This window comes from Heyndrickxia sp. MSNUG (genome assembly GCF_049532715.1).
In the GTDB taxonomy this organism is placed as follows: Bacteria; Bacillota; Bacilli; order Bacillales; family Cytobacillaceae; genus Mesobacillus.
This window is the reverse complement of sequence record NZ_CP150978.1, coordinates 1,956,828-1,982,134: the sequence shown is the minus strand read 5'-3', so window position 1 is coordinate 1,982,134 and position 25,307 is coordinate 1,956,828. Positions and strand designations below refer to the sequence as shown.

At 39.2% G+C, this 25,307-nt stretch carries 30 protein-coding genes and 1 riboswitch; of the genes, 8 read left to right on the top strand and 22 right to left on the bottom strand.

The genetic code is table 11. The features are described from left to right. Positions 1–12: 12 nt before the first annotated feature. Genes AABM38_RS09755 through AABM38_RS09735 form a run of 5 tightly spaced genes read right to left on the bottom strand, consistent with a single transcriptional unit; the run spans position 13 to position 3,919 of the window. Complete coding sequence (locus AABM38_RS09755; protein ID WP_423410185.1) at positions 13–1,146, bottom strand: bifunctional cystathionine gamma-lyase/homocysteine desulfhydrase; 1,134 nt, start codon at positions 1,144–1,146, stop codon at positions 13–15. Then, positions 1,147–2,070: a PLP-dependent cysteine synthase family protein gene (locus tag AABM38_RS09750; protein WP_423410184.1), complete on the bottom strand. Its 924-nt coding sequence runs from the start codon at positions 2,068–2,070 to the stop codon at positions 1,147–1,149. 15 nt (positions 2,071–2,085) lie between these two features. Beyond that, positions 2,086–2,553 (bottom strand): S-ribosylhomocysteine lyase, encoded by a 468-nt coding sequence (locus AABM38_RS09745; protein WP_423410183.1) that lies wholly within the window; start codon positions 2,551–2,553, stop codon positions 2,086–2,088. Between the two features lies 1 nt (position 2,554). Next, on the bottom strand, positions 2,555–3,250 hold the full coding sequence (mtnN, locus tag AABM38_RS09740; RefSeq protein ID WP_423410182.1) for a 5'-methylthioadenosine/S-adenosylhomocysteine nucleosidase: 696 nt from the start codon (positions 3,248–3,250) through the stop codon (positions 2,555–2,557). A gap of 21 nt (positions 3,251–3,271) precedes the next feature. Then, positions 3,272–3,919, bottom strand: coding sequence for a class I SAM-dependent DNA methyltransferase (locus tag AABM38_RS09735; RefSeq protein WP_423410181.1), 648 nt, complete (start codon positions 3,917–3,919; stop codon positions 3,272–3,274). Positions 3,920–4,146: 227 nt separating this feature from the next. Between AABM38_RS09735 and AABM38_RS09730 the strand changes: the two genes are divergently transcribed. Next, a complete protein-coding gene (locus AABM38_RS09730) occupies positions 4,147–4,506 on the top strand; it encodes a response regulator transcription factor (protein WP_423410180.1) in 360 nt (119 codons plus the stop codon). Between the two features lie 135 nt (positions 4,507–4,641). Here AABM38_RS09730 and AABM38_RS09725 read toward each other — a convergent pair whose 3' ends face one another. The 5 genes from AABM38_RS09725 to sirA all read right to left on the bottom strand — a co-directional run bounded on the left by AABM38_RS09725 (position 4,642) and on the right by sirA (position 8,532). Next, the gene (locus tag AABM38_RS09725; RefSeq protein ID WP_423410179.1) at positions 4,642–5,283 is read right to left on the bottom strand and encodes a hypothetical protein; all 642 of its coding nucleotides are present in this window, start codon (positions 5,281–5,283) and stop codon (positions 4,642–4,644) included. A gap of 21 nt (positions 5,284–5,304) precedes the next feature. Beyond that, a complete protein-coding gene (locus tag AABM38_RS09720) occupies positions 5,305–5,961 on the bottom strand; it encodes a Type 1 glutamine amidotransferase-like domain-containing protein (protein WP_423410178.1) in 657 nt (218 codons plus the stop codon). 302 nt (positions 5,962–6,263) lie between these two features. Continuing rightward, entirely contained in the window at positions 6,264–7,577 is a 1,314-nt protein-coding gene (locus AABM38_RS09715) for an MFS transporter (RefSeq protein ID WP_423410705.1), read from the bottom strand. Positions 7,578–7,788: 211 nt separating this feature from the next. Next, complete coding sequence (locus AABM38_RS09710) at positions 7,789–8,004, bottom strand: YneF family protein (protein WP_207498145.1); 216 nt, start codon at positions 8,002–8,004, stop codon at positions 7,789–7,791. 87 nt (positions 8,005–8,091) lie between these two features. Beyond that, positions 8,092–8,532, bottom strand: a complete 441-nt coding sequence (sirA, locus tag AABM38_RS09705; protein WP_335377407.1) for a sporulation inhibitor of replication protein SirA — start codon at positions 8,530–8,532, stop codon at positions 8,092–8,094. Between the two features lie 262 nt (positions 8,533–8,794). On the opposite strand from sirA, the gene AABM38_RS09700 reads away from it, so the two are divergent. Beyond that, the gene (locus AABM38_RS09700) at positions 8,795–9,430 is read left to right on the top strand and encodes an FMN-dependent NADH-azoreductase (RefSeq protein ID WP_423410177.1); all 636 of its coding nucleotides are present in this window, start codon (positions 8,795–8,797) and stop codon (positions 9,428–9,430) included. Positions 9,431–9,469: 39 nt separating this feature from the next. Here AABM38_RS09700 and AABM38_RS09695 read toward each other — a convergent pair whose 3' ends face one another. The 5 genes from AABM38_RS09695 to AABM38_RS09675 all read right to left on the bottom strand — a co-directional run bounded on the left by AABM38_RS09695 (position 9,470) and on the right by AABM38_RS09675 (position 12,744). Then, a complete protein-coding gene (locus AABM38_RS09695) occupies positions 9,470–9,616 on the bottom strand; it encodes a hypothetical protein (protein WP_423410176.1) in 147 nt (48 codons plus the stop codon). A 270-nt stretch (positions 9,617–9,886) separates the two neighbouring features. After that, the gene (crcB, locus tag AABM38_RS09690) at positions 9,887–10,258 is read right to left on the bottom strand and encodes a fluoride efflux transporter CrcB (RefSeq protein ID WP_423410175.1); all 372 of its coding nucleotides are present in this window, start codon (positions 10,256–10,258) and stop codon (positions 9,887–9,889) included. Continuing rightward, entirely contained in the window at positions 10,255–10,632 is a 378-nt protein-coding gene (gene crcB / locus AABM38_RS09685; protein ID WP_423410174.1) for a fluoride efflux transporter CrcB, read from the bottom strand. Before crcB (AABM38_RS09685) ends, crcB (AABM38_RS09690) begins: the two co-directional genes overlap by 4 nt. A 53-nt stretch (positions 10,633–10,685) precedes the next feature. After that, a riboswitch (Fluoride riboswitch) is annotated at positions 10,686–10,746 on the bottom strand. Between the two features lie 462 nt (positions 10,747–11,208). Further along, positions 11,209–11,895, bottom strand: a complete 687-nt coding sequence (locus tag AABM38_RS09680) for a lysozyme family protein (protein ID WP_423410173.1) — start codon at positions 11,893–11,895, stop codon at positions 11,209–11,211. A gap of 102 nt (positions 11,896–11,997) precedes the next feature. After that, a complete protein-coding gene (locus AABM38_RS09675) occupies positions 11,998–12,744 on the bottom strand; it encodes an SDR family NAD(P)-dependent oxidoreductase (protein ID WP_423410172.1) in 747 nt (248 codons plus the stop codon). Between the two features lie 153 nt (positions 12,745–12,897). On the opposite strand from AABM38_RS09675, the gene AABM38_RS09670 reads away from it, so the two are divergent. The 4 genes from AABM38_RS09670 (at position 12,898) to AABM38_RS09655 (ending at position 17,378) form a co-directional block, all read left to right on the top strand. Further along, complete coding sequence (locus AABM38_RS09670; RefSeq protein ID WP_423410171.1) at positions 12,898–13,593, top strand: response regulator; 696 nt, start codon at positions 12,898–12,900, stop codon at positions 13,591–13,593. Then, positions 13,586–14,590 (top strand): sensor histidine kinase, encoded by a 1,005-nt coding sequence (locus AABM38_RS09665; RefSeq protein ID WP_423410170.1) that lies wholly within the window; start codon positions 13,586–13,588, stop codon positions 14,588–14,590. Before AABM38_RS09670 ends, AABM38_RS09665 begins: the two co-directional genes overlap by 8 nt. Positions 14,591–14,689: 99 nt before the next feature. After that, positions 14,690–15,451: an ABC transporter ATP-binding protein gene (locus AABM38_RS09660; RefSeq protein WP_423410169.1), complete on the top strand. Its 762-nt coding sequence runs from the start codon at positions 14,690–14,692 to the stop codon at positions 15,449–15,451. Next, positions 15,441–17,378: an FtsX-like permease family protein gene (locus AABM38_RS09655; protein WP_423410168.1), complete on the top strand. Its 1,938-nt coding sequence runs from the start codon at positions 15,441–15,443 to the stop codon at positions 17,376–17,378. Before AABM38_RS09660 ends, AABM38_RS09655 begins: the two co-directional genes overlap by 11 nt. A gap of 45 nt (positions 17,379–17,423) precedes the next feature. Here AABM38_RS09655 and AABM38_RS09650 read toward each other — a convergent pair whose 3' ends face one another. The 5 genes from AABM38_RS09650 to yneA form a co-directional block, all read right to left on the bottom strand. Continuing rightward, on the bottom strand, positions 17,424–17,849 hold the full coding sequence (locus tag AABM38_RS09650; RefSeq protein ID WP_423410167.1) for a VOC family protein: 426 nt from the start codon (positions 17,847–17,849) through the stop codon (positions 17,424–17,426). Between the two features lie 343 nt (positions 17,850–18,192). Beyond that, positions 18,193–20,202: a transketolase gene (tkt, locus tag AABM38_RS09645; RefSeq protein WP_423410166.1), complete on the bottom strand. Its 2,010-nt coding sequence runs from the start codon at positions 20,200–20,202 to the stop codon at positions 18,193–18,195. A 236-nt stretch (positions 20,203–20,438) separates the two neighbouring features. Next, positions 20,439–20,672, bottom strand: coding sequence for a DUF896 domain-containing protein (locus AABM38_RS09640; RefSeq protein WP_335429890.1), 234 nt, complete (start codon positions 20,670–20,672; stop codon positions 20,439–20,441). Between the two features lie 61 nt (positions 20,673–20,733). Continuing rightward, the gene (locus AABM38_RS09635) at positions 20,734–21,396 is read right to left on the bottom strand and encodes a YneB family resolvase-like protein (RefSeq protein ID WP_423410165.1); all 663 of its coding nucleotides are present in this window, start codon (positions 21,394–21,396) and stop codon (positions 20,734–20,736) included. Positions 21,397–21,424: 28 nt separating this feature from the next. After that, positions 21,425–21,742 carry a cell division suppressor protein YneA gene (gene yneA, locus AABM38_RS09630; protein WP_335377423.1) on the bottom strand — a complete coding sequence of 106 codons (318 nt, stop codon included), beginning with the start codon at positions 21,740–21,742 and terminating at the stop codon, positions 21,425–21,427. Between the two features lie 153 nt (positions 21,743–21,895). On the opposite strand from yneA, the gene lexA reads away from it, so the two are divergent. Beyond that, complete coding sequence (gene lexA / locus AABM38_RS09625; RefSeq protein ID WP_335377424.1) at positions 21,896–22,519, top strand: transcriptional repressor LexA; 624 nt, start codon at positions 21,896–21,898, stop codon at positions 22,517–22,519. A gap of 123 nt (positions 22,520–22,642) precedes the next feature. On the opposite strand, the gene AABM38_RS09620 is transcribed toward lexA, so the two are convergent. Continuing rightward, positions 22,643–22,789: a DUF3934 family protein gene (locus tag AABM38_RS09620; protein ID WP_207498161.1), complete on the bottom strand. Its 147-nt coding sequence runs from the start codon at positions 22,787–22,789 to the stop codon at positions 22,643–22,645. Positions 22,790–23,019: 230 nt separating this feature from the next. Here AABM38_RS09620 and AABM38_RS09615 point away from each other — a divergent pair, with 230 nt between their 5' ends. Further along, entirely contained in the window at positions 23,020–23,247 is a 228-nt protein-coding gene (locus AABM38_RS09615) for a hypothetical protein (RefSeq protein ID WP_423410164.1), read from the top strand. 73 nt (positions 23,248–23,320) lie between these two features. Here AABM38_RS09615 and AABM38_RS09610 read toward each other — a convergent pair whose 3' ends face one another. Further along, positions 23,321–25,252, bottom strand: a complete 1,932-nt coding sequence (locus AABM38_RS09610) for an ATP-dependent DNA helicase (protein ID WP_423410163.1) — start codon at positions 25,250–25,252, stop codon at positions 23,321–23,323. Positions 25,253–25,307: the final 55 nt, after the last annotated feature.

Sequence of the window (25,307 nt, the reverse complement as noted above, 5' to 3'; positions counted from 1 at the left end):
AGCTTCAGCCTTTTATTGTAGTGCTTGCTTTAAATCCTCAATTAAGTCTTCAACATCTTCGATTCCTACAGAAATACGGATTAATCCGTCAGTAATTCCTAACTCAGCACGCCTTTCTGCCGGTATGGATGCATGTGTCATTTTAGCTGGGACAGAAATCAAGCTTTCAACTGCTCCAAGGCTTTCAGCCAAGGTAAAGTATTTTACTTTATCTAAAACTTCTGCCGCTTTCTCCGCGCTGCCTACGTCAAAGCTTACCATGCCGCCAAATCCGCCAGCTTGCTCTTTTGCAATTGCATGCTGAGGATGCGTTTCAAGACCTGGATAGTAGATTTTCTTCACCCCATCATGTTCTGAGAGAAACTCTACGATTTTCTTTGTGCTGGTCTCATGAGCTTCCATGCGCAAGCCAAGGGTCTTAATCCCTCTAACTAAAAGCCACGAATCCTGCGGTCCTAATATTCCGCCCGTAGAGTTTTGGACAAAGTGGAGATCATCTGCTAGCTGCTCATCATTCACAACAACAAGACCAGCCACAACATCACTATGTCCTCCAAGGTACTTCGTTGCTGAATGCAGAACGATATCCGCACCGAGAGTCAGCGGAGTCTGCCAGTATGGGGTGCTGAAGGTATTGTCGACAATCGTTAAAAGGTCATGTTCCTTCGCCAGCTGGGCAGATGCTTTAATGTCAGTTACTTTTAAAAGCGGATTGGTAGGTGTCTCGATATATAATGCTTTCGTATTAGGTTTGATCGCTGATTTTACTGCTTCAAGGTCAGTCGTATCCACAAAAGTGGATTGTATTCCAACCCGGTTTAATACCTTATTCATCACACGATAGGTTCCGCCATACACATCATCAGTCAAGATGATATGATCACCAGAATTGAACAGCATCATTACTGCTGTAATTGCAGCCATCCCCGATCCAAATGCGAATCCCCTCTTCCCTTCTTCCAGGTCCTTGATCAATTCTTCCAGCGCAAAACGGGTAGGATTCCCTGTCCTGGAGTACTCGTAACCTTTATGCACACCCACTTCATCTTGTTTATACGTACTTACTTGATATATAGGAAATGAAACGGCTCCAGTCGTTTTGTCTCCTGGTATTCCACCGTGAATCAATTTTGTTTTTCGTTTCATTTAAATGCCCCCTTCATAGATTTTCTTGCTTAAATAACGATCACTTCCATCAGGGAAGATCGTTACAATTTTTGAGCCTGGCGGGGCATTCTCTGCTTCCATCATCGCTGCGTGAAGAGCAGCTCCAGAAGAACTGCCAGCAAGGATTCCCTCTTTGCACGCCAATTCCTTTACACGTTCAAATGCATCTCGATCTAAAATGGTCTGAATTCCATCAAAATAAGCAGGATCCATAAAGTCAGGAAGGAATTCCATGCCAATTCCTTCCGTTTTATGAGGACCAGAAACACCGCCATTGATTATTGATCCTTCCGGTTCAACGATTACGGTTTTGATCATCGGATTCTTTTCTTTTAAAAATCGAGCGGTCCCCATAAAGGTTCCACCAGACCCAGCTCCTGCTATAAAAATATCAATTTTACCATTTAGTTCTTTCCAAATCTCTGGTCCTAAAGTTTTGTAGTATGTTTCAGGATTTGCAGAATTAGAAAATTGTGAAGGAGAATAAGAGTCAGGAATTTTTTCAAGCAATTGGTTTGTTTTACGAATTGCCCCTTCTATTCCTTCAGCAGTGGGTGTATGAACAATTTCAGCCCCTAAAGCTTTTATGATTGCCTGCTTTTCGATACTGAATTTTTCAGGGATCACAAAAATCACATGAATGTCCCTGTTAATTGCAGCTAAAGCAAGTCCAATCCCTGTATTGCCCGCTGTCGGCTCGATAATTGTTCCACCTGCTTTTAACTTGCCGGATTTAAATGCCTCTTCAATCAATTCCTGTCCCAGGCGGTCTTTGATACTGCCCCCAGGGTTCAGGTATTCAAGCTTTGCAAATAAACGGACATTGTTTGGCAGTTGAAATTGAGTTAGCTCAAGCATCGGTGTCTGTCCTATCATTTCATGAATACTGCGGTACACGGTCATTTCCAAAGACTCTCCTTATTCAGCAAACACCTGGCGCCATTCATCCTTCTTCGCCAGCATCTTAGCCGCAATTTCTTTCGCGCCTTCAAGGCTGTGACTTGCCGCCCAGCCGCACTGGATTTCGTTGCATGCCGGAACTTCATCCGCTTCAAGGACATCCTTCAGTGTTTTTTCTAAGACTACAAGAATATCATCATAGTCATCATGGTTGATGACAGCCAGATAGAACCCAGTCTGGCAGCCCATAGGACTGATATCTACAACAGTGTCATGATGATTGCGGATGTTCTCGGCCATAAGATGCTCAAGGGAATGAAGGCCTGGCATTTCCATATGTTCCTTGTTCGGTTGGCAGAAGCGAATATCGTATTTCTTGATGACATCCCCATTAGCGCCTTGAGTTGTGCCTGCGAGACGGACATAAGGTGCTGCTACTTTTGTATGATCGAGATTGAAGCTTTCTACATTCATTTTTTTAACCATTCTACTTCAGCTCCTCTAACATTAGTAAAATCAATTCTGCAGAATTTTTTGCAGCAGTTTCTAAAAATTGGTCAAATGAAATATTTGAATCTTTTCCGGCAATGTCGGAAAGTGACCTGATAATGACAAAAGGCACTTCAAACTGGTAGGCAACCTGAGCAATCGCTGCCGCTTCCATTTCTGCAGCATATAGATCAGGCAGCTTTGACCTTATAAACTCTACTCGTTCAGGATCATTCATAAAGGAATCACCTGAAGCAATCAACCCTTCAGCAACCTGGATGCCATTTATTTTTTCGGCACTTTTTACAGCAGCGCTGACAAGCCTTTGATCAGGCGAGAAGTAAGCAGGCATTCTTGGAACCTGACCATATTCATAGCCAAAGATGGTGACATCCACATCATGATGGCGCACTTCTGTTGAGATGACGACATCACCAACATTTAAATCCCGATGGAAACCACCAGCCGATCCTGTATTGATGATGACATCAGGTTTGAATTTTTCAATCATTAAGGCGGTACCCATTGCTGCGTTCACTTTTCCAATTCCCGACTTAAGGAGGATAACTTCTAAGCTATCAATCTTGCCTTCATAAAACTCTGAACCTGCAAGACTCGTATCCTTCCGATCGTTAAGCTTGCTGCGCAATAATTCAACTTCTTCATCCATTGCTCCGATTATTCCAACTCTCATAGGTACACCTCTCCAATCAATTCAATTGCGATTTTTTTTAACGGCCTCCATCAGCCAGACGTAGGAATTCAATTTTTCAAATTTGACCTGGAATCCATTTTTCTTAAATAGCTGATCAAGCACTTCAAGAGTTGTGTAGTACTCTCTTTGAAGATCCTCCAACAAATTCTTATAGCCTTGCTTTGTTACAGTTCGATACCGCTCTTGACGATCCTCTTCATTGATGAAAGCTGTATCAGCAAAAATCACCTTCCCTTTTTCAGGCAGCAGCTTGCTGTATATAGCAAGTGCCGAGTCCTTTTCATCATCTGTTAAATGGTGAAATGCATAAGTACTTACGATCGAGTCAATGCACCCAGGCAAATCCGGAAAGTCTAAAAAATCACCATCAAACAATTCCAAGTTCATAAAACGTGCTTTAGATATCTCCCTCATTACCTTCGAAGGCTCAATTCCATATACTTCTCTTCCAGCAGCAATAAGTTTCTCTGTCAAATTACCAGTTCCCACTCCAAATTCCACAACTGTTCCCAGGGATTTTAAAGCCACTGTTTCTAATATATTATCATAATCTTCGAATACTTCTTTATATTCTTCATCCTGTCCAGAAACAGTTTGTTCATAATAGTTAGCCCAATCATCAAATAAAGGAATAAACTCTCTGCCCATTTGATTCACTCCGTATTTTTAATTTGTATAATTCCTATAAGTATAGTATGAATTAAAACTTTATAGGTCACATAGTAGCATATAAATAATTCGAAATCAATTATCGCCCGTTTTGTTATACAGAAAAATTTTCATTGATGGTTATATAGAAGCTGCAAAAAAATCAGAAGGAATACACGTATTCGGTAGTGTATACTAACTATATACAACAATCTCGGGGGGAAAAGATGGCGAAAAAAATTCTGGTTGCAGAAGATGAACTAAGAATAGGAAATTTATTAAAGATGTATTTGGAACGGGAATCCTTTCAAGTTGAATTAGTGGCAAACGGGGATCATGCGCTGGAAAAAGCCTTGAGTGAACCATTTGATTTAATCATTTTAGACATTTTAATGCCTGGCAAGGATGGATTCACCATTCTCGAAGAAATTAGGAAAACCATAAAAACACCTGTTATCATGCTTTCAGCAAAAGGGGAAGAAAATGATTTAAGGCGAGGACAAGAATTAGGTGCGAACGAATATATATTAAAGCCCTTCAGTCCACGAGAAGTCATTTCTAAAATTAAGATGCTATTACATGTGTAAAAGAAGAGGCATTGAACATCTGCAATGCCTCTTTACTGCTTTTCCAACCTAAAAATAAGCTTATTACTTAGTTAAAGACTTATCGATAATAGGAACATGCTTTTTGTGTCTGCTCAAAAAACTCAGGGGTTTTTTTTAGCACTTTAAATGAAGGCTGTTTTTTCTCATCTCCAAGATAAAAAATGATAAATGGTCTATTGAGAGAGCTTTCAAAATTAACTCCTCGTTGTATCCGTTCACTTTTAATTTCTTCATAATCGCATCGATTCTCTCTTTCCTTTTCCTCCTTAGGTTTGATTCTAATTGGATTTCGAGCGGAACAACAGGTACTGTAAATGTACCAAAGTCTACATTTTTTGAATGCCCCCAAATATATTTCCCACCTTCCCATATTCCGTCACCATCTACGGAATCTGGTATCCCAGCAGATTGGGATATGTTGACTACCTCAACTTCCATGCCTTCGATCATCCATCTGCCTTTAGTCCAGGTAAAACCTGATGGAAACGTTTCAGTATAGGCAGGCTCCTCTATCGAAGAAAACCAATTTGATCGATCAGCTTCTTCACACTTTGTTCGAAGAGAAAATTGTTCGAGTAACAGCGCGAATTGTTTTACTCCTTCTTGATTTTTTACATAAAGGTCTATATCACCAGGGGTCATTTCGCACCCTTGCAAAACAGAGGCAATTGAGCCTACTAGAATCCATTCAATTTCAACATCTGACTTTGAATAAATTTCGCAAATTTTAGTTAATGCTATTTGCCAGTCTGACATAATCCACCTCACTTATACATTTTACTTCCCAATATGATCTGTTATTTCACCCTTTCGGATTTCGTGAATTTCACCGAAGAAATCTACCCTGCTTCCCGCAATCACAATTCCACTTCCATCAGAACAAGTAAAAATGCTGCCTTCCTGATTCAATGAATAATCAAGTAATTCCTGCGACTTTGACATATGAATGTCCCAATGTGGCATGAATTCTAAATCCACCAGCTTTAAACCATTAAATTCTTTTAATTGAATCTCGTTCTCGTCTATGAATTCTGCTATTTTTATTGAGTTTGACATCAAAATCGCTCCTGCACTGACACCAATCATAAGCATACCTTTTTCCGCGAGTGCTTTTAAAAGAAAGTCGAGCTTTCTTTCCTTAAGCTTTTTCATAAAATAAAAAGTGTTCCCGCCAGAGAGGTATATTCCATCACACGTTGTTAATGGAACAACTGTGGATACATCAAACTCCTGATCGATATCAAAATAAAGAAAATCTTGAATCCCCAGTGAGAAGAAAAAATCTTTTGCCGCATTAAAGTATTTTCTTTCCTTATCCGTCTGAGACGGTATGTATGCAAGTTTAAAAGGTTTATTACCAATTAACTCTTTAATTTTATTAATTAAAGCATCATTACTCTTGCTCAAGTCACTTAGCATTACAAGATTAGCCATAGTACTGATTCACCTTCATTCTAATTTTCCAATATGAATATTCGACAGTACTCAAGCTGTACCCTTTTTTGTAAGAGCAGAATGGCAAATTTGTTTTCTTCCTTTTACATTGAGACACTTTTTCACATAGCTGATATGATTTTTCTTCTCCTTGGTGCTTCAAGGGAGTACTTTTACCCTTAGTCTGAGATGACTTGTGCTCTATAGCGTTCATACATCTATTTACATCTCGGCTGAAATCTTGCTCCTATAGGAAAAGCCTGGGGATTCCCCAGGCTCTGCATTTTTTGCAATCATTTATGTCACTTCATTCTGCTTGACCATATTACAAACGGAATGAGCACTAATGATAGAATCCCGCCTGCAAGTGAGAGGAATCCATAGCTTGAATGAGCAACAACGACCCCTGAAAGCATGCCTCCTGTTGCACCGGATAGCGCAACCATGACATCAATAGTTCCTTGCATCTTGGCACGGTTGGCAGGATTTGTAGCATCCACAAGCAATGCAGTCCCGCTGATCAGCCCAAAGTTCCAGCCAAGCCCAAGCAGAATAAGAGCAATCGTCAGCAGGAGCATTGACTCACCTGGTGCGAAAGCTGCAAGTACGCCAGAAGCTAATAAAGTTACACCGGAAGCCACTGCCATCACCGTTCTGCCAATTTTATCAACGAGAATACCAGTCAATAAAGACGGAAGATACATCGCTCCTATATGGAATCCAATGATCATTCCCACTGCACTCAATCCATGACCATGATGTCCCATATGCACAGGAGTCATTGTCATGATTGCCACCATGACCAGTTGAGTTAGTACCATAACAAGAGCGGCAACAGCAATTCCACGCCTGTCTGTAGAGTATGTTTCTGCCTGTATCCCAGTGCTGCCTTCAACCGCTTTTCTTTCTGCTATAGCAATTGCCCTGGCAACTACGAACGGATCTGGACGAAGGAAAAATAATAACACCAATCCTGCAATCATATAGGCAGCAGCTGCCAAAATGAATGGTCCCGATAAAGCCGGCACCCCAATGGAAAGTGCAAATTCGCCCATGGCTTCAACAAGGTTCGGCCCTGCCACTGCTCCGAAGGTAGTTGATACCATAGCGATACTTACTGCCGTGGCCCGCTGTTTTGCATTAGCTAAATCAGTTCCTGCATATCTCGCCTGCAAATTTGTCGCACTTCCGGCACCATAAATCAGCAAGGAAGCAAAAAGCATGTAAATATTGTTTGTCACAGCTGAAAGGATGACCCCAATCGCACCAATTCCACCTGCCAAAAAACCAGTTGCCAAGCCCGCTCGCCTGCCTAAACGCTGAGATATTCGCCCAACAATAAGGGCCGCCCCGGCTGAACCTAATGTGAACAGCGCAGTCGGCAATCCCGCAACACTATCCGTTCCGAGCATGTCTTTAGCAAGCAATGCCCCAACGGTGATTCCAGCAGCTAGACCTGCGCCGCCAAAAATCTGGGAAAGTACAACAATGATCAAAGTCCGTTTATATAATGCCCGCTGCTTTTCAGGTGACTCTACATAACTTTGCAGCCACGCTGGCTGATCTTCTAATGCAGCGGCATCCCCACTCTTATTCCCCACGTTCAATCTCCCCATTTCTGTTTCTAACAATAAATAGTTATCTCAAAGTATAAAATTGATAAGAAAATAATACCACAAACCGTATTTATTGAATATGTTAGAGTTTACAACTGAATTTTCTTTCCATCGTTATCGTTCGCAATAAGTTTTTGTTCCGTTCCAATTTAAACTACTATAACAGCCCATAAGAAAAGCACCCATTCAAAGAATGAGTGCTTGTCCTCTATTATTTACCTGTCTGCTTGTTCATTGCTGACATCATTTGATTGATTTTCTTCTGGGATGGTTTCATTCCCATCTGCATCATCATCATTTTAAGCATTTGTTCATTGATTGGCGGATTTTTCTTCAAGTAGCTCTCCATGTATTTACGAGCAATGAAAAATCCTAGTGCTACACCGACAACCAATGCCAGTATACCAACTAGAATATACGTCCACATAAAAACTTCCTCCTTCATGTTGTCTAACATACAGTGTACTAAACCAACAGCTATTATACAATATCTGCAGATTTTTTTCTCTATTTATTATATATATTTTCGTTCTTTAATAGGCTTAAGCCAGCCGTATTTATTTGCGGCAAGGTCGATCGCCAGAAATGACGTCTCACATTTGCGTAAAATCTCAAAAAATACTGTTTCAGCGTCGACTTGGCCATGTGAATGAAGCTCAAGCCACCTTTCATGGACCATCAATGTTGCAGAGGTTGAGGAATTTATATTCTCAAAAATATATTTTCCGTCCTCAACTTTAAATCCCTTTACCTTTGAAAGCTGCTGATGAAGGAGTTGATGAATGCGCAGTACTGGGATCGGTCTTGTTACAAAATCTACCTGCTTTGAAATAATTGATTTTAAATGACCGTTTGCTCGACTGTATTCCAAAAACAATTGGTAAAACATCCGTTCTCTTCCGAAATAATGGGAGGCAAATTCATCTTCTATTAAATATAGCTGGTAGGATCTCATATGATCCCCTCCTCTGCAGACAAGCTTTTGTCTTAATTATAGAAAAACATTCTATCTGCGTTTGTCTAAAGATGCCGTAAAAATCCACTAATTATGTCGAATTCAAAAATTTCTTACAATTAATTATAAATTCATAAAAATTTCTTGTCACGGAAAAAGAACTAATTTCATGAGTTAGGCAAATTTTTCTGTCAAATAGGTATACTTCGGTGTAATCGGGGGAATATATCAATGTTATTCAAGAAGAGAAAGGATGAAAAAGATGGCTACAGTTTTATACATTACAGCTAATCCTAAACCGGTTGAGGAAGCATTCAGCTTATCTGTTGGAGAGGAATTTATTAACGCCTACCGTGAAAACAATCCGAATGATGAAGTAGTAAGACTGGACCTTTACAAAATCAATGTACCTTACATAGATACAGATGTATTTAGCGGTTGGGGTAAATTGCAGCAAGGAACAGCATTTGATGAATTAAGCCCAGATGAAAAGCAAAAAGTAAGTTCAATCAATCAGCTGACAGATCAATTCGTAGCTGCAGATAAATATGTTTTCGTAACTCCAATGTGGAATTTGAGCTTCCCTCCAAAATTGAAGTCCTATATCGATAACATCGCGATTGCTGGCAAGACGTTCAAATATAGTGCGGAAGGCCCTGTTGGTTTATTGACAGATAAAAAAGCTCTGCACATCCAGGCGAGAGGCGGAGTATATTCCGAAGGACCTGCAAAATCGCTTGAATTTGGCGACAGCTACTTACGTGCAATCCTTGGCTTCATGGGAGTCCCTGAAATTGAAACAATCGCAGTTGAAGGTATGGCAGCAACTCCAGATCAAGCAGCAGATATTAAGCAAAAAGCAATTGATCGCGCAAAGGAATTCGCAAGACAATTTTAATCCACCAAAAAAGCCTGGAATCTCCAGGCTTTTTGTTTTTCATTTATTAACTCCATCCAGCGGGATATCCTTGCGATGATCAAAACTGAAAACAGTTCCTTCTTTTTTTGCCTGCTCCTCATTTACCTGCTGATTCACCTGGCCAACTGCACCTTCTAATGGAATATCTTTACCATATTCAAACATCCATTACACCTCCTGCTTATTAGTATGGGTATTTGTTACTAATATATTTCCATTAATAATACTTTTTTCCTGCTAACTTTCGAACTTTATTTACATAAAGCAAATTCAAACGAGGAAATACTTATTAAAGTATATGCTTCGCTATTTTGGCTAATTAATAAAAATAAAAAAACGACAGATCTCTGTCGTTTTAAAGGTTATGGATTCTTATCGAAATTGCAAAGCCTTTTCGCAGCTATACATTTTTTAAAAATACCTTTATAAAATTAATCACAATAAAAATAAATGTCCTATTTCGAGCCCTATGTAAGCTAGCAAAATTCCGCCTGCATAACTAGCTGCGTTGTAAATAAAAAAATCCTTTTTTCTTTTTTCTACATGGAGTTGAATTCCTTCAAGTTTAAAGGTTGAGAAAGTTGTAAATGCTCCCATAAAGCCAGCGCCCATTAATAAGAAAGCAGAGCCCCCAATCCCCACCCCGATTATCAAACCTAAAAGAAAGGAGCCTAGTAAGTTGATAAATAGTGTAGCTATTGGGAATTTAAAAGTAAACTTCTTATTAATGAATTGACTGACAGAAAAACGAGAGACTGCCCCAAAGAATCCCCCAACCCCCACTAAAAAGACATTAAGCATGCTCATTGGTTCGCTTCCTCCTTTACTGCACGATATCCTAACCGGCTCATTATGAGTCCACCTGATATACTAACAAGTACATAAATAAAGGCTAATAATAGTTCATTATTGTGAATTAAAGTCACGGTTTCTACACTTAACGTAGAAAAAGTAGTAAAAGAACCTATGAATCCCGTTCCAATGGCTGCCTTCAAATGGTCAGGAATTGTAAATTTTTTTACAAAAACCGTGGTGAACCAGGCTAAAATAAAACTGCCTAATAGGTTGACTGTAAGTGTAGCAAATGGGAAAACCTGACTTTCATCGAACAAAAAAAGCCCAATACTATATCTTAATATTGCCCCTAAGAAACCTGCTATCCCAATCCATAAGTAAGCCATTAAAAATGCCTCCGAATCTCAACTAAAAAATAATAAACTCCTGCCAGCTAAAATTACTGACAAGAGTCATAAGCCAAATGGCGGTTAAAGGCGAACTCTATCACCTATTCATTATTTAATCATAATATAGCCTTAATTTAAAATAAAGATTTCCTTATTCGAAAAGAGAGCAAAAACCCTTCAATCCCGAACTTAATCGATAATCATCTCCGTAACATTCACATTATATGCCCCTCACCTCTTCAATTGATTTACTTTATGAAGAAGGAACAAATATGCTTCTGGTAATTGACCATCATTCCTTACAAGTAAATCAGTGGGAACATGGCATTTGACTACATGATAAAAATTTGTGCACTTCTGAAAATAAAAAATGCCACGAGATTTTTTACTATCCTCGTGGCTCCAGTTTGCATACTAACAAATATAAGTGATTGATTGGCAATTCTCCGTATGAGTGAGTGGCAAGCATTTAATTCCTAAGGTTATCTCCTTTATATTAGGAATTGCGACATCTCACTTCCTCCACTTTAATAAGGAAATCATTGTTTGTTTATATTGGAAAAGTCAACCATTTTAAAATGATCGTTTTGCAGATAGGAGCGATTGATTGCTAACTGTGATCGATTCAATATGCTTCGCTACTTTTGTACTATAAGTAAAATCACCATAGCAGTATGGATAGCGAAAGTTATTTTTATCTCCACCGCAATCGTAGGTTTGCGGATTTTTTTCCACCTGTATCATCGAAAATTTCTTCGCTAACTCCTCGCTGTGCCTACCGCCATTCTTTGCAATGAAATCAATGTACCCAATCCCCATGTTATAGGACTGAATGACCGTCGGAAAGTCCACTTGCTTTTGATTTCCGTAATTTAAAGCTCTTTGAAAGTATTTAACCCCCTGGTGAATACTTTGTTTAGGATCTTTTATAGCATTGGGTGAAAGTCCCGCGGATTCCGAGGCTTGCATCGGATCTCCGCCTTTACCCTTACTCTCTTGCATCATTAAGGCAGCAACCGTGACAGTATGTTCATCAAGGCCTACCTTTTTTAATTCTTCCTGAATATAGGGAGTATATTTCGCCACTTCACCGATTGAACTATTTACCCCGCTGTTTATCTTTAATAAATTTTGATTGGATAAATCTAGGAATCTATCAAGCAGGAAAAATCCAACAAAAACTGATAACAGCAGAATGACAATATTGAAGTTTCTTTGGATTTGTTTCTTCTTTTTGGGTTTCTTAGTGTTGTATTTCATAGTTCTCTCCCAATTTACAAACTCTCTTTTCTCTATTTTATAAAAGAATGGCGGAAAATTACAAGGGACCTGCCGACATTCCAGCAGCTCCCTTGTAAGTGATTATTCTTCATAAATCATTTTCCTTGTCATGCCGCCATCAATAATCAAATTCTGGCCATTGATAAAATCGTTAGCTGGGTCAGCCAGATATAGGCAGGCTTTCGCTATATCCTCTGGCTTTCCTACCCGGTTGGACCAGTGCTGAAGATGATCTTTTTCTCGAAGTTCTTGATAATCTTCTGTCTGAATCCAGCCCGGACTAATGCAGTTAACTGTTATTCCCTTTTCTTGAAGGGATGCTGCCAGTGCATGGGTCAATGCGACAATCCCACCTTTAGAAGAAGCATATGCTTCTGAATTTGGTTCCGACATAGTCGCTCTGGTCGATGCCATATTAATGATCCTTCCTCCTTGGGCCATCCTTTTCGCTGCTTCACGTGACCCTATGAACACACTCCGGAGATTGGTAAAAACGACATCCTCCCATTCCTCGGTTGATAATTCAAATAAAGGCTTAAATCTTGAAACTCCTGCATTATTGATTAAGATATCAATGGTTCCAAAATCCTTAAGCACTTTGTCTAAAAGATTAATTATTTCATCTTCTACCCTGACATCTGTTTGGTAGAATGCCGCTTTTCCTCCAGCCTTTTCAATCAGTCCCACAACTTCTTTTCCTTTTTCCATTTCACGGTCGGCAATACAAACATTGGCTCCTTCTTTTCCAAAGGATTTTGCAATACCCTTGCCAATTCCATTGGAACCACCGGTAATGATGACTGTTTTCCCTGTGAAATTCTGTATCATACATTTCAATCCCTTCTTAAATCTTCTATTTATTACTATACCTTTTTTCAAATATGCTCAACCTTTAATCAATATAAACTTTTGGGGTTATGGCATGTAGCAATATTTTCCTTTACAATATTTATAGATAATGAAAAAAGTGTGGTGTAGGTTATGTTTAAGATTATGCTAATCGAAGATGACACATCTTTATATAATGAAGTTAAGGACCGGCTGACGCAATGGTCATATGAAGTTTATGGCATATCAGATTTCGCCAATGTAATAAAGGAATTTGCAACAATTGAACCTGATTTGATTATTATTGATATCCAGCTGCCTAAATTTGATGGCTTTCACTGGTGCCGGATGATTCGTTCCCATTCAAATGTACCGATTATCTTCCTTTCATCGCGCGATCACCCTACTGACATGGTAATGTCGATGCAGCTTGGCGCAGATGATTTCGTTCAAAAACCCTTTCACTTTGATGTGCTTATTGCCAAAATCCAGGCAATTCTACGTCGGGTCTATAATTACAGTACCATCCAAAATAAGCTTAAAACATGGTGCGGAGCCACTATTGATTATGATAAAAACACCGTCTCAAATCAAACAGGCTATATTGATATAACTAAGAATGAGATTTTTATATTAAAGTTGCTGATCGAAAAGAAAAACCAGATTGTCACTCGTGATGAGGTTATCAACAGCTTATGGGATGATAAAAGGTTCATCAGTGATAATACACTTACCGTTAATGTGAACCGTCTTCGAAAAAAATTGGAAGAGATAGGCTTAGGCAAAAAAATTATCACCAAAGTCGGACAAGGGTATATGGCCATTGAAGAGGACATCTCAAATGTTTAACACATATTTGAAAGAGCGACGAAGCTGGATTTTTTTATTTTTAGTCCTGCAAGGCCTCATCGTCTTTATCACCTACATAGATTCAGCCATTTCCATCCGCCCTATTCTCTATTATATTTTTTTATCAACTATCATTTTCACCATTTTTCTAGCTATTCGCTTTTTAAAAGAAACGAAATTTTACTATGCACTAAAGGAACGTGCTGATGACTTAGACATTACAAGTATTGCTGAAGCTGTTTCCCCTTTTGTAGAAATTGTTGCTGAGAGCTTCAATCTTCATATACAAAGACTGAAGAAATTGGCTGATGCCAGTGAGATCAAGCTTGAGCAGGAAAAGGACGATCTGTTGTCATGGATTCATGAAGTAAAAACTCCCCTTACTGCACTTAGCTTAATGATTGACCGAATGGAAAATCCATCATTGAAAAAAGATATGACATATGAATGGCTGAGAATTCATCTCTTACTCGATCAGCAGCTTCATCAAAAACGGATTCCTTATATGGAAAATGACTTATATATTGAAAAAATTGATTTAGAAGGATTGATTTTTTCAGAGATTAAAACGCTGCAATCATGGTGCATACAAAAGGGTGTCGGGTTTGAAGTTGAGTTAGAGATTGAAGATGTACTAACTGACGCAAAATGGTGCGCCTTTATATTAAGACAGCTGCTGACAAATGCGGTTAAATATAGTGACGCTTCAGATATTATCGTTAGAAGCTTTCAAGTAAACGATCAGACAATCTTGCAAATTGAAGATTCGGGAAGAGGGATTGATCCAAGAGATTTTCATCGCATATTTGATAAAGGCTTCACTTCAACTGCCTTCCATCATGATAACGCTGCTACCGGGATGGGATTATATCTAGCAAAAAAAGCTGCTAAAGCACTAATGATCCAAATTAGTGTTGAGTCTGTCCTTGGCAATGGCACGACTTTTATTCTTACCTTCCCAAAAACGAATGAATTTGTCAGGATAACAGGCATGTGACAAAAATGTCACATGCCTTTGCTGATTGTTCGGTGAATCGAAGGAATCGCATCGAGCATTGATTCTATAATGAAGCTATCAAAGAAAGGATGTGCTGATATGATCGTTTTGGAAGCAAATAAACTCCATAAAACATATGGCAATAAATTTAATAAGCAAGAGGTACTGAAAGGCCTAGATATTAAAATCCACAAAGGAGAGTTTGTCAGCATAATGGGTGCTTCTGGTTCAGGCAAAACGACTTTGCTGAATGTCCTCTCTTCCATTGATCGAGTAAGTAACGGTTCCATTAAAATTGAAGGACAAGAAATTACTGATCTCAAGGAAAAGCAGCTTGCACAATTTCGCAAGAACCATCTAGGATTTATTTTTCAGGAATATAACCTGCTTGATACATTGACAGTAAAGGAAAATATCCTATTACCGTTATCTGTCAGCAAAACGCCGAAAAAAGAAGCGGAACAAAAATTCGACTTGGTAGCAAGTGAACTCGGCATTTCTGATATTAAAAATAAATATCCAAATGAAATATCCGGTGGTCAAAAACAGCGGACCTCGGCCGCGCGAGCCTTCATTCACGAGCCAAGCATCATTTTCGCTGATGAACCGACAGGTGCTCTTGATTCCAAGTCGGCTTCTGACCTGCTGAATAAGCTGAGCGAATTAAATTTAAAATTAAAGGCTACTATCGTCATGGTCACTCACGATCCTGTAGCAGCTAGTTACTGCAGCCGTGTCATCTTTATCAAGGACGGACAAATATACACAGAATTAAATAAAGGTGACCAATCAAGGCAGGAGTTCTTCAAAGATATAATGAAAACCCAAGGTGTGCTGGGCGGTGTCCAAAATGAACTTTAATCAGCTCATGCTGCGAAATCTCAAAAAGAATATTAAAAATTATTACTTGTATGTATTTGCGCTTGTATTCAGCATCGCTCTTTATTTCGCTTTTGTCACACTTCAATATGATCCAGCATTGGATCAAACAAAGAATGGAATAAAAGGAGCAGCCTCCATAAAGGCAGCTTCCGTTTTGCTCGTGGCCATTGTCTCCATTTTTCTAATGTATGCCAACAATATTTTCATCAAAAGAAGAAGCAAAGAGATCGGCTTATTTCAATTGGTAGGAATGACTAAGAACAAGATTTTCCGCATTCTTAGTGCCGAAAATTTCATCCTTTACTATAGTTCTTTAATCCTTGGAGTTTTCCTTGGCTTTTCAGCCTCTAAGCTAATGATTATGATTTTGTTTAAGATTACACAGGTTGACGGAATCGCAACTCTTCATTTCTCTGGAACAGCATTTGTTCAAACACTGATTGTATTTTCAGTTATCTATGTAATAATCATGCTGGTGAACTATTTTTTCATTAAAAGACAAAGCATTTTATCTTTGTTCAGAGTCATTTCATCTGCTGAAGGCAAAATAAAGAAGGTATCTGTCTGGGAAATATTGATTGGAATCTTAGGTGTTGCTCTTATCTGTTCTGGATATTATGTTTCCTCCTTGTTATTTGAAGGAGATTTTACAACGATGAATGAATTGTTCCTGGCTATGGTATTCATATTGGCTTCAGTAATTATCGGGACCTACCTTCTATATAAAGGATCAGTCAGTTTCATTGCCAATTTGATTAGAAAAAAGAAGAATGGTTATTTAAATATAAATGAAGTATTATCGCTGTCCTCAATTATGTTCCGGATGAAATCAAACGCTGTTTTATTAACTGTTATCACGACCGTATCAGCGCTGGCAATCGGTTTATTATCATTAAGCTACATCTCCTATTATTCAGCTGAAAAGATGGCGATCAATAATGTTCCTGCTAATTTCGCGTTTACAAACACAAAATCTGCTGAGGATTTTAAAGCAGTTTTAGTGTTGGATGATATCGCTTTTAGTGAAAATAGAATTGAAGTTATTCAAGCATTAATGAACGCTGAGGAAATCATCGGATTAAAAATGGAGGACTATACCCAGGACCCCGAATCAATGAGTGTTTCGGTTATCAGCGAAAAGTCTGTTAATTATGATGTAGCAAAAGATGAGGCTTATTTAACAGGCTACAGTGATATAATGATGAAGTTCATATCGATGAAGGATTCAGGCCCTATTGAGATAAAAGGAAAAAAAACTGTCATCCCATTGAATTATATTGGCATGAAAAAGGAATATCCTGTTTCAAGATATTTTGGCAGTTCTCCAGTAGCAGTCGTTCATCAAAAAGTATTTAATACCTTAAAGGAAGATTTCAATCCTTCCATACAATATGAATCATCTATTTATATAGGTATTGATATTAAGGATGAAAAGAATCTTGAAAAAGCGAATGGATTGTTTAATGATCTGAAGTTAGGTGAAGTGGATGGAAATGAATCCAGACTTGATTTAACAAATCAACAAAAAAGCCAAATGGGCCTAATCATGTTCATAGTAGGCTTCCTTGGGTTGACCTTTTTGGTCACGTCGGGCTGCATCCTATATTTTAAACAAATGGATCAAAGCGAGGATGAAAAGCCCAACTATACGATATTACGAAAACTTGGATTTACAAAGGGAGATTTGCTTAAAGGCATCCAGGCGAAACAAACCTTTAATTTTGGCATCCCTTTAGTGATTGGCCTGATGCATAGTTATTTTGCAGTGAAATCTGGGTGGTTCTTTTTTGGCACAGAATTATGGTGGCCAATGCTGATTGTCATGGTACTTTACACAGCACTTTACTCGATTTTCGGTGTACTTTCAGTGATTTATTCTAAAAAGGTCATCAATGATTCACTCTAATGAACTCTTAAAAGCCAGACTGCTCCTGCAGCCTGGCTTTCTATTTTATTTTTCTGGATCAGTCGATACCTGCCAGGCTACACCGAATTTATCTGTCAGCTGGCCATAGGCGGGACTCCAAAATGTTTCTTGAAGAGGCATTGTTACCTCTCCTCCCTCCTGCAGCTTTTCAAATATTTCTTTAGCCTTCTCTGTGCTGCTGACCATAAGGGCAACTGTCACGTGGGATCCTAGCTGATAAGGCTGGCCTGGCATGTTATCAGAAAGCATCAGAAGTGCGTCCCCGATTTTCATTTGAGCATTCATTACAAGATTTTTCATTTCTGGAGTAGTGGGATGATTAGGATCTTCTGGCATATCTCCAAAAGTGGAAAGACTCAGCAATTCTGCTCCTAATGAATGCTGATAGAATTTCACTGCTTCTTGACCGTTGCCATTCGTAACTAAATAAGGGACAATTCCTGTAACCATGACAGCACCTCTTCGTTTTTAATAGAACTTATGTTCGTTTTTATTTTACTATATATTTCCTAATACAACAATAAATTATATTGCCCTTTAAAAATAAAAATATCAAAAAACTTCTATCAATTAAGCTTTTTAATTTGGAACAAGATGCTGGACATTAAGTTTTTAGTAAATAACCTAATATCCTTATTCAATTTTTTAAACTCTTTCGTGCATTAGCTGCAAAACCCCAAAAAAATCATAAAAATCCTGAATCATAAATTACCTTTTAATATGAATCAGTTAAAGAAAAAAAGAGTATAAAACCTGTTCGGTTTCATACTCTTTTTTTATTTTCATATCATTTTTAGTGTTGTTCTAATAATGCTTTCACACGAGCTACTACATTGTTCACAGAGAAGCCATACTCTTCCATGATTTTTTCACCTGGTGCTGATGCTCCAAATGTATCGATGGCTAATACTTCACCTTCGTCGCCAACATAGCGGTGCCAGCCAAGTGAAGATCCCATTTCGATTCCAAGGCGTTTCTTCACTGATTTAGGAATGACACTTTCTTTGTATTCCTTAGACTGCTGCTCGAAACGATCCCAAGAAGGCATGCTGACAACTGACACATTAATGCCTTCAGAAGCAAGTGCTTCTTGAGCCTGAACAGCAAGGCCTACTTCTGAACCAGCTGCAAGAAGCATTGCATCTGCTGTTTCTTTTCCTGCAGGTGAAATCACGTATGCACCTTTTGATACGCCTTCATAAGCATTCTTAGCAGTATCTTTAATGGTAGGTAGGTTTTGGCGAGTCAACACAAGCACAGTTGGCGATTTTGTTGATTCAACAGCTAATTTCCAAGCCGCTGCAGTTTCATTTCCATCAGCAGGACGGATCACTGACAGGTTTGGCATTGCGCGAAGACCAGCAAGTTGTTCAACTGGTTCATGTGTTGGTCCGTCTTCTCCTACTGCAATGCTGTCATGTGTGAATACATATGTCACAGGCAATCCCATTAATGCAGCAAGTCTGATTGCAGGCTTGAGGTAATCGGAGAATACGAAGAATGTTCCGCCGAATACTTTTAATCCGCCATGAAGAGCCATTCCGTTCATTGCTGCTCCCATCGCGAATTCACGCACTCCGAACCAGATGTTGCGGCCTTCGAATGAACCTGGGAAGAAATCGCCTGTTCCTTTGATCATCGTCTTGTTAGATCCAGCAAGGTCAGCAGATCCACCAACTAGATAAGGAAGGTTTTTTGCGATGCCGTTAAGAGCTTCGCCTGAAGATGCGCGACTTGCAAGACTCTTTCCATCTTCATACACCGGAATGTCCTTATCCCAACCTTCTACAAGCTCAGCATTCATTGCTTTTTCCAGCTGTGCACCAAGTTCAGGGTATTCACTCTTGTATTTAGCGAAAAGTTCATTCCATTCCTGCTCAGTTTGTTCACCCTTATCAGCAATTTGCTGTTTAAAGTGGTCATACACTTCGCTAGGGACATGGAAGTCTTCTTCGAAAGTCCATTTGTATGCTTCTTTAGTAAGCTTAAGTTCGTCAGCGCCAAGAGGTGCACCGTGAACATCAGATTTACCAGATAGGTTAGGTGAACCATAACCGATTACTGTTTTAACTTCAATTAATGTAGGACGATTCTCATCTGTCTTTGCTTCTTCCAGTGCTTTAGCGATTTCTTCAAGGTTGTTGCCATCTTCTACACGAATATACTGCCATCCATATGCCTTAAAACGGTCAGCAACACTTTCAGAGAATGACTTATTTAAATCTCCGTCCAATGAAATGTCGTTCGAATCATACATAACGACCAATCTGGCTAATTTAAGGTGAGCTGCAAGAGATGCTGCTTCTGCTGATACACCTTCCATTAAGTCCCCATCGCCGCAAATGCTATATGTATAGTGGTCAACGATGTTGTAGTTGTCCTTATTGTAAACAGCTGCAAGGTGGCGTTCAGCCATTGCCATACCTACTGCCATAGCAACCCCTTGCCCTAGTGGACCTGTAGTTGCATCGACTCCTGCTGTGTGGCCAAATTCAGGGTGTCCAGGTGTTTTACTGCCCCACTGGCGGAATTGCTTAACGTCATCCATTGAAAGGTCATAACCTGCAAGGTGCAACAAGCTGTATAACAGCATTGATCCGTGTCCTGCAGATAATACAAAACGGTCACGGTTAAACCATTCAGGATTTTTAGGGTTGATGTTCATGTATCGTGTCCAAAGTGTGTATGCCATCGGAGCTGCTCCCATTGGCATGCCAGGGTGTCCGGAATTTGCCTTTTCAATTGCGTCAATCGATAAAGTACGAATTGAATCAATTGAAAGCATATCAATTTTATTAAACATTAAATACATCCTTTCTATAAGTACTGACTACAATCTTAATATTATAGCGAGAATAATTATTATACAACAAATTGTGCCTGAAGGAGACAGAAAAGGCCGTATAGTTATTTATTTTGACACAAATGCCATAAAGTATGTAACAAAACCCACGGAGTTACACTGTTTAACATACTGTTCTTACTACCTTTAAAAAAGAAAAAGGATACAAAAATATGTATCCCTTTGGATGACCTCTATTAATGAAGCTTATTTTTGTTTTGAAATTCTTTTAACTTACCAGGAGTAACATCATTCCCAGCTGGGTCAACAATAGTTACACCCTTTAATGTATTAAGCATGGAAGAACGGAAAGATTGCAGATATTCTGCACGAAGCTTCGTTTGTTCCTTTGCCTCTTCCTCAGTTAACTTTGATGCTTTTGCTTTTCGTGCCAATTCATTAATTCTGGCAATTTTATCACTAGATAGCATTGGTAAAGCTCCTTTGTAAAAAAGTTACGTTAACAGTCATGTTACTAGAAACAAGTGATTTTTACAAGGAAGGAGATTCCTCCTCGATTGACTCTATGTATTCAAGGTATCTGCGATTAACAGTTGCTTTTGAAACATTGAATCCAAAGCCTCTTAATGTTGCTGCAATCTCGGCAAAGGTAAGACCATTATTCCTGAGCTTGACAATCTCTTCGATTGGCATATCTTTCCGTTCTCTCCCAGAATGATCACCTTGATTTTTTAAGTTCCGCTGGGGCTTATATCCGTGCTCAATAGCCCGCTGCATCCCTCTTTTAATTTTTATATTGTGGATTTTTCTTTGATATTCTTCGACCATGCTCACAATTTGAAGCACCATCGAATCTGATTCTGAAAGCTGAAGCTCACCATTGTGCGAAATACTGTAAAGCTTAATTTCTTCTTTTAAAATGCAGTGTAGAATGGCGACCTTAGCATTTCCTCTGCCAAGACGGGTTTCATCCTGGATCAAAAGTGCTCCGATTGATTTATCTTTTATAAGTTCGAGAAGTTCCAATATACCTTCTCTTTCAAGATCATATCCGCTTGCCTGTTCCTTAATGATTCTTTCTACCTCGAAGCCGCAGCTGTCAGCAAGGCGGATCAGTTCCTCCTCCTGCCTCGTCAATGAGGTTTCCTGTGTTTCTTTAGTCGTACTTACGCGGCAATAAATAATTGCTTTCATGATGTCACCTTATTTCGCTTTGCTTAGTTTATCTTTCTGCTCCTGCAATCTGTGTAGGCTCTAATTGTTCAGCCATTACAGGGATCACAAGTTCATCGCCAGGATAGATTACTTCGCCTGCAATTCCATTTTTTTTCTGAACCCAGCTAACGAACTCGTTTTCTGAAAGATTATGTTCATCTGCATATGTTTCGGCAATCTCCCATAACGATTGCCCTTCTTCTATAGTAACAGTTATGTATGCATCGTCGGTATTATTTAAATGAGCTTTCGCCACAAGCGAAAAAATCAAGCTGACAGCAAGCAGGATGATGGCATATGAATAGTTTTCCCAAAGTTTTTTCATGTTCAGCACCTCTTAGCGAATGTATGTTCGTTTATTTGATTTTATTATAAAACGAACGTTTGTTTCGTGTCAACTAATTATTCGAACTTATGTTTGTATCTAAATAGAGGACATGGTATAATAAGGACAAGAAAATATACGAGGTGCGTGAATATGACGAAGTTATCGAAACGGCAACAAGACATATTTGAGTTCATTAAAGGTGAAGTCAAGAAAAAAGGATATCCACCATCCGTACGCGAAATTGGCGAAGCGGTGGGCCTTGCCTCCAGCTCCACTGTCCATGGACATTTAGCTAGACTTGAAAGCAAGGGCTTGATCAGGCGCGATCCTACAAAGCCGCGCGCAATCGAAATCCTTGAAATAGAAGATGATAGCCGTATCCCTAAATATAATGTTGTCAACGTACCGGTCGTTGGTAAAGTAACTGCGGGTATGCCGATTACGGCAATCGAAAATGTTGAAGAGTATTTCCCTCTTCCTGATCGTCTAGTACCTCATGATGAACAAGTGTTCATGCTTGAAATCATGGGAGACAGTATGATCGAAGCCGGTATCCTTGATGGCGATTATGTCATAGTTAAGCAGCAAAAAACAGCCAACAATGGGGATATCGTTGTTGCGATGACAGAAGAAGACGAAGCAACAGTTAAGCGTTTCTTCAAGGAAAAGGATTATTTCAGGCTTCAGCCAGAAAATTCATCCATGGATCCAATTATCCTCCGCAACGTTTCAATCCTGGGCAAAGTGATCGGAGTATACCGTCATATGCATTAAAAAAAGCAAGCGGCTTTCCGCTTGCTTTTTTCATGCATATGAATCTATTAAAATAGATGTTTTGCTGATAATAGAACCTTCTGATTCTCCCTTAATCCTGTCAATTGCAGGTTAGCCTCTTCATTATTCTTCTGTTTTATCCTGGTGTTTTACACCTTTACTTTTATAAGGCTTAGCACTTTTGGCTTTATTCGCGCTTGATTGCCATCTGTTCCATCCCTTTTTACCTGTACCTCGTCCTGTTCCGCCTTTACTCTTCGCTTTACTCATGTTTATCAACTCCTTCATTCTAATTCCAGTATTTATGGTGCATGTATTTATTACTATTGTCCGCTACAACGATTTTATGTCTCAAGGCCTCTTCAGGCATACTTTTTTCTTCAAATAAAAGATCTCTCCCTGTGAGAGTAGCACATTTTGAGATAAAGTAGGCAGAACCCCTAGCATCTTGTCCATGATTACATAACATATTGTATCTTCAAGGGAAGGAGTTGAAACAAATGGGATGCAACCGAAATAACAACGATGTTTCTAATGTTTTTTTCCCTAACAGGGATAGGGACCGTAACCAAGTAAGAGCAACAATTGACTTTGATGATCTTTGCCGTGCAGTGCGCCGTTGTATTATCGAGGACTTAGAAGGAATTCAGGATGATCGTGATCGTGATCGTGATGATCGTGACGATCGTGATCACCGCCGCCACAGAAGATGTGGATGCTTGTTTTAATTTAACTACACCTAATTAGCTGAAAAGAATCCCGGTGATATTCTTCTTCCGGGATTCTTTTTCATTTTGATATTTATTCGTGCCAGTTTACATTCTGAACAGGAAGAACTTTTACGATTTCATTTAAATAGGCTTCCTTTTGGTCAGCTTTTAGCCACAGATGTATAATTCCCGAATCCTGGCTGCTCCTAATCAAACGGCCCATTCCCTGCCTTAAACGCAGCAGCATATAGGGTAGATCTATCTCTGCAGATACGTTCGCTGCATGCTTCCGCTTCGCTTGGAAAACAGGGTCATGTGGAGGGAACGGCAAGGAAGAAATAATCACCTGCATTAATGATTCTCCTGGAACGTCCAAACCTTCCCACAGACTATAAGAACATAGTACTGTTGTATACTCGCTTTGGAAGGCCTTTACGGTTTCACTTATTTCTCTGTCTCCCTCAAAAAGAATGGAAAATGGCCATTGCCGTTGAGCAGACCATGACCTAAAGCGTTCCATTTCCTGAGTGGATGAAAATAACACAAGAGATTTTCCATTTTGGTCTAATAAGTCAGCGCCAATCTGCTGCCATTTATTCGTTTCATCTGTCTGAATATGTCCATCCATCTTCATCTGCGCTTCATAATCAAACGGAGAAGCCACTGTAAAGGAAGAAAACTGTTCTATACCAAGGCTTTTAGCAATATAACTAAAGTCACCAGCCTGGGATAATGTAGCTGAAGAAAAAACAAAAGGAATATTTTGCGAAAAGACTTCCTTCTTCAAAATTTCTTCTACTAATCGCGGCATAATCACCAATGACGTTTGAACCTCATTCTCCTCAAGCCAGAAGATCCCTTCATCATTTTTTAGGAAAATTCCTAAACCATATGCAAAGAACTCCAAATACTCTTCCATGATTTTCAAATGGTAATCATCAATGACGAATAATTCAGCATCAAAAACGAGCTGATCCATCAAATCACTTACCTTTTTCTCAAGGGTTTCAGCAGTTTTCCTGATACTGGCGAGAAGCGGAACCTCTTTTCGATTAGATCCTTCAACGGCCACTGAGTTGTCAACAAGGAGATCGAACCATGCATCGTGAAGCTCTAATATATCTTCGATTAAATAAAGCGACTCTTCCCTAACATCCTGATGCATATATCCTGTAAGGACGGTCGTCAGCGTTTGGGAGTTAAACCGATAAGTAAGTCCTTTTTGGGCTGCAAACTCAAGCAGGTGACCCTCATCAAAAACAACCGTGCTCGCTTCAGGCAGAAGCGGCATTTGTCCTTCTCTTTTACGAGACTCCTTTGTCCAGACATGTTCCATATAAAAGTCATGGGAACAAATGATTAAATCGCCAGCATGGCGGTAGTAATCGCGATTCAATGTTTGGCCGCAACGATGGCGCCATTCACAAGTCGAACACTGTTGCAGTGGATCCCAAGCCATCATTGACCATCTTTCATTCGAAACCCATGGATATTCCTTACGATCACCGTATCGGCTGAAGGAATTCATGGATATTCCTTCATCAAAAATGAAGTCTGGCAATTGATCATGGACATCAAGAATCTCTTTTTCATTCGTTGAATTAGAAAGATTGTCCAGCTTCTTAACACAGACGTAATTTTCTCTGGCTTTTGCCAAACGGACATCGACATTCAGCCCAAGTGCTTTCTCAAGCTTTTCAATATCTCCGCCTTCTTTAACAAGCTGTTCAATAAGTGTTTCATCAGAACATGAAATGATCGCCGGCTTTCTCATATAACGGGCATAAAGGATGGCATATATTAAATACACGAATGTTTTGCCAGTCCCCACTCCCGCTTCAGCAAAAATAATTCCCTTATTTTTAAAAGCCTGTTCTACCTGAAACGCCATGTAAATTTGTTCATCACGCAGTTCATAGCCTTTTTCAGGCAAAATATCATAAAAAACATCACCAATATAATCACCTAATAAATCAAAAAAGGTATCATCCTTGGTAATGGTAAATGGAAGTGTATTCGTCATGCATTCTTCTCCTCAAAAAATACGCATTTTCATTCTTGGCACAAAAAAGCCAGCT

Coding starts and splice junctions, on each gene's coding strand:
- AABM38_RS09695 (WP_423410176.1), bottom strand. CDS start 9,616: ATGTTTGAATATGGTAAAGATATTCCATTAGAAGGTGCAGTTGGCCAG.
- AABM38_RS09640 (WP_335429890.1), bottom strand. CDS start 20,672: ATGCTATCTAGTGATAAAATTGCCAGAATTAATGAATTGGCACGAAAA.
- AABM38_RS09725 (WP_423410179.1), bottom strand. CDS start 5,283: ATGTCAGACTGGCAAATAGCATTAACTAAAATTTGCGAAATTTATTCA.
- AABM38_RS09635 (WP_423410165.1), bottom strand. CDS start 21,396: ATGAAAGCAATTATTTATTGCCGCGTAAGTACGACTAAAGAAACACAG.
- AABM38_RS09750 (WP_423410184.1), bottom strand. CDS start 2,070: ATGACCGTGTACCGCAGTATTCATGAAATGATAGGACAGACACCGATG.
- yneA (WP_335377423.1), bottom strand. CDS start 21,742: ATGAAAAAACTTTGGGAAAACTATTCATATGCCATCATCCTGCTTGCT.
- AABM38_RS09610 (WP_423410163.1), bottom strand. CDS start 25,252: ATGACGAATACACTTCCATTTACCATTACCAAGGATGATACCTTTTTT.
- AABM38_RS09675 (WP_423410172.1), bottom strand. CDS start 12,744: ATGATACAGAATTTCACAGGGAAAACAGTCATCATTACCGGTGGTTCC.
- AABM38_RS09660 (WP_423410169.1), top strand. CDS start 14,690: ATGATCGTTTTGGAAGCAAATAAACTCCATAAAACATATGGCAATAAA.
- AABM38_RS09620 (WP_207498161.1), bottom strand. CDS start 22,789: ATGAGTAAAGCGAAGAGTAAAGGCGGAACAGGACGAGGTACAGGTAAA.
- AABM38_RS09655 (WP_423410168.1), top strand. CDS start 15,441: ATGAACTTTAATCAGCTCATGCTGCGAAATCTCAAAAAGAATATTAAA.
- AABM38_RS09730 (WP_423410180.1), top strand. CDS start 4,147: ATGGCGAAAAAAATTCTGGTTGCAGAAGATGAACTAAGAATAGGAAAT.
- AABM38_RS09665 (WP_423410170.1), top strand. CDS start 13,586: ATGTTTAACACATATTTGAAAGAGCGACGAAGCTGGATTTTTTTATTT.
- AABM38_RS09735 (WP_423410181.1), bottom strand. CDS start 3,919: ATGGGCAGAGAGTTTATTCCTTTATTTGATGATTGGGCTAACTATTAT.
- sirA (WP_335377407.1), bottom strand. CDS start 8,532: ATGAGATCCTACCAGCTATATTTAATAGAAGATGAATTTGCCTCCCAT.
- AABM38_RS09745 (WP_423410183.1), bottom strand. CDS start 2,553: ATGGTTAAAAAAATGAATGTAGAAAGCTTCAATCTCGATCATACAAAA.
- AABM38_RS09720 (WP_423410178.1), bottom strand. CDS start 5,961: ATGGCTAATCTTGTAATGCTAAGTGACTTGAGCAAGAGTAATGATGCT.
- AABM38_RS09650 (WP_423410167.1), bottom strand. CDS start 17,849: ATGGTTACAGGAATTGTCCCTTATTTAGTTACGAATGGCAACGGTCAA.
- AABM38_RS09710 (WP_207498145.1), bottom strand. CDS start 8,004: ATGTGGACGTATATTCTAGTTGGTATACTGGCATTGGTTGTCGGTGTA.
- mtnN (WP_423410182.1), bottom strand. CDS start 3,250: ATGAGAGTTGGAATAATCGGAGCAATGGATGAAGAAGTTGAATTATTG.
- lexA (WP_335377424.1), top strand. CDS start 21,896: ATGACGAAGTTATCGAAACGGCAACAAGACATATTTGAGTTCATTAAA.
- tkt (WP_423410166.1), bottom strand. CDS start 20,202: ATGTTTAATAAAATTGATATGCTTTCAATTGATTCAATTCGTACTTTA.
- AABM38_RS09615 (WP_423410164.1), top strand. CDS start 23,020: ATGGGATGCAACCGAAATAACAACGATGTTTCTAATGTTTTTTTCCCT.
- AABM38_RS09700 (WP_423410177.1), top strand. CDS start 8,795: ATGGCTACAGTTTTATACATTACAGCTAATCCTAAACCGGTTGAGGAA.
- crcB (WP_423410174.1), bottom strand. CDS start 10,632: ATGGCTTACTTATGGATTGGGATAGCAGGTTTCTTAGGGGCAATATTA.
- AABM38_RS09670 (WP_423410171.1), top strand. CDS start 12,898: ATGTTTAAGATTATGCTAATCGAAGATGACACATCTTTATATAATGAA.
- AABM38_RS09715 (WP_423410705.1), bottom strand. CDS start 7,577: ATGGGGAGATTGAACGTGGGGAATAAGAGTGGGGATGCCGCTGCATTA.
- AABM38_RS09755 (WP_423410185.1), bottom strand. CDS start 1,146: ATGAAACGAAAAACAAAATTGATTCACGGTGGAATACCAGGAGACAAA.
- crcB (WP_423410175.1), bottom strand. CDS start 10,258: ATGAGCATGCTTAATGTCTTTTTAGTGGGGGTTGGGGGATTCTTTGGG.
- AABM38_RS09680 (WP_423410173.1), bottom strand. CDS start 11,895: ATGAAATACAACACTAAGAAACCCAAAAAGAAGAAACAAATCCAAAGA.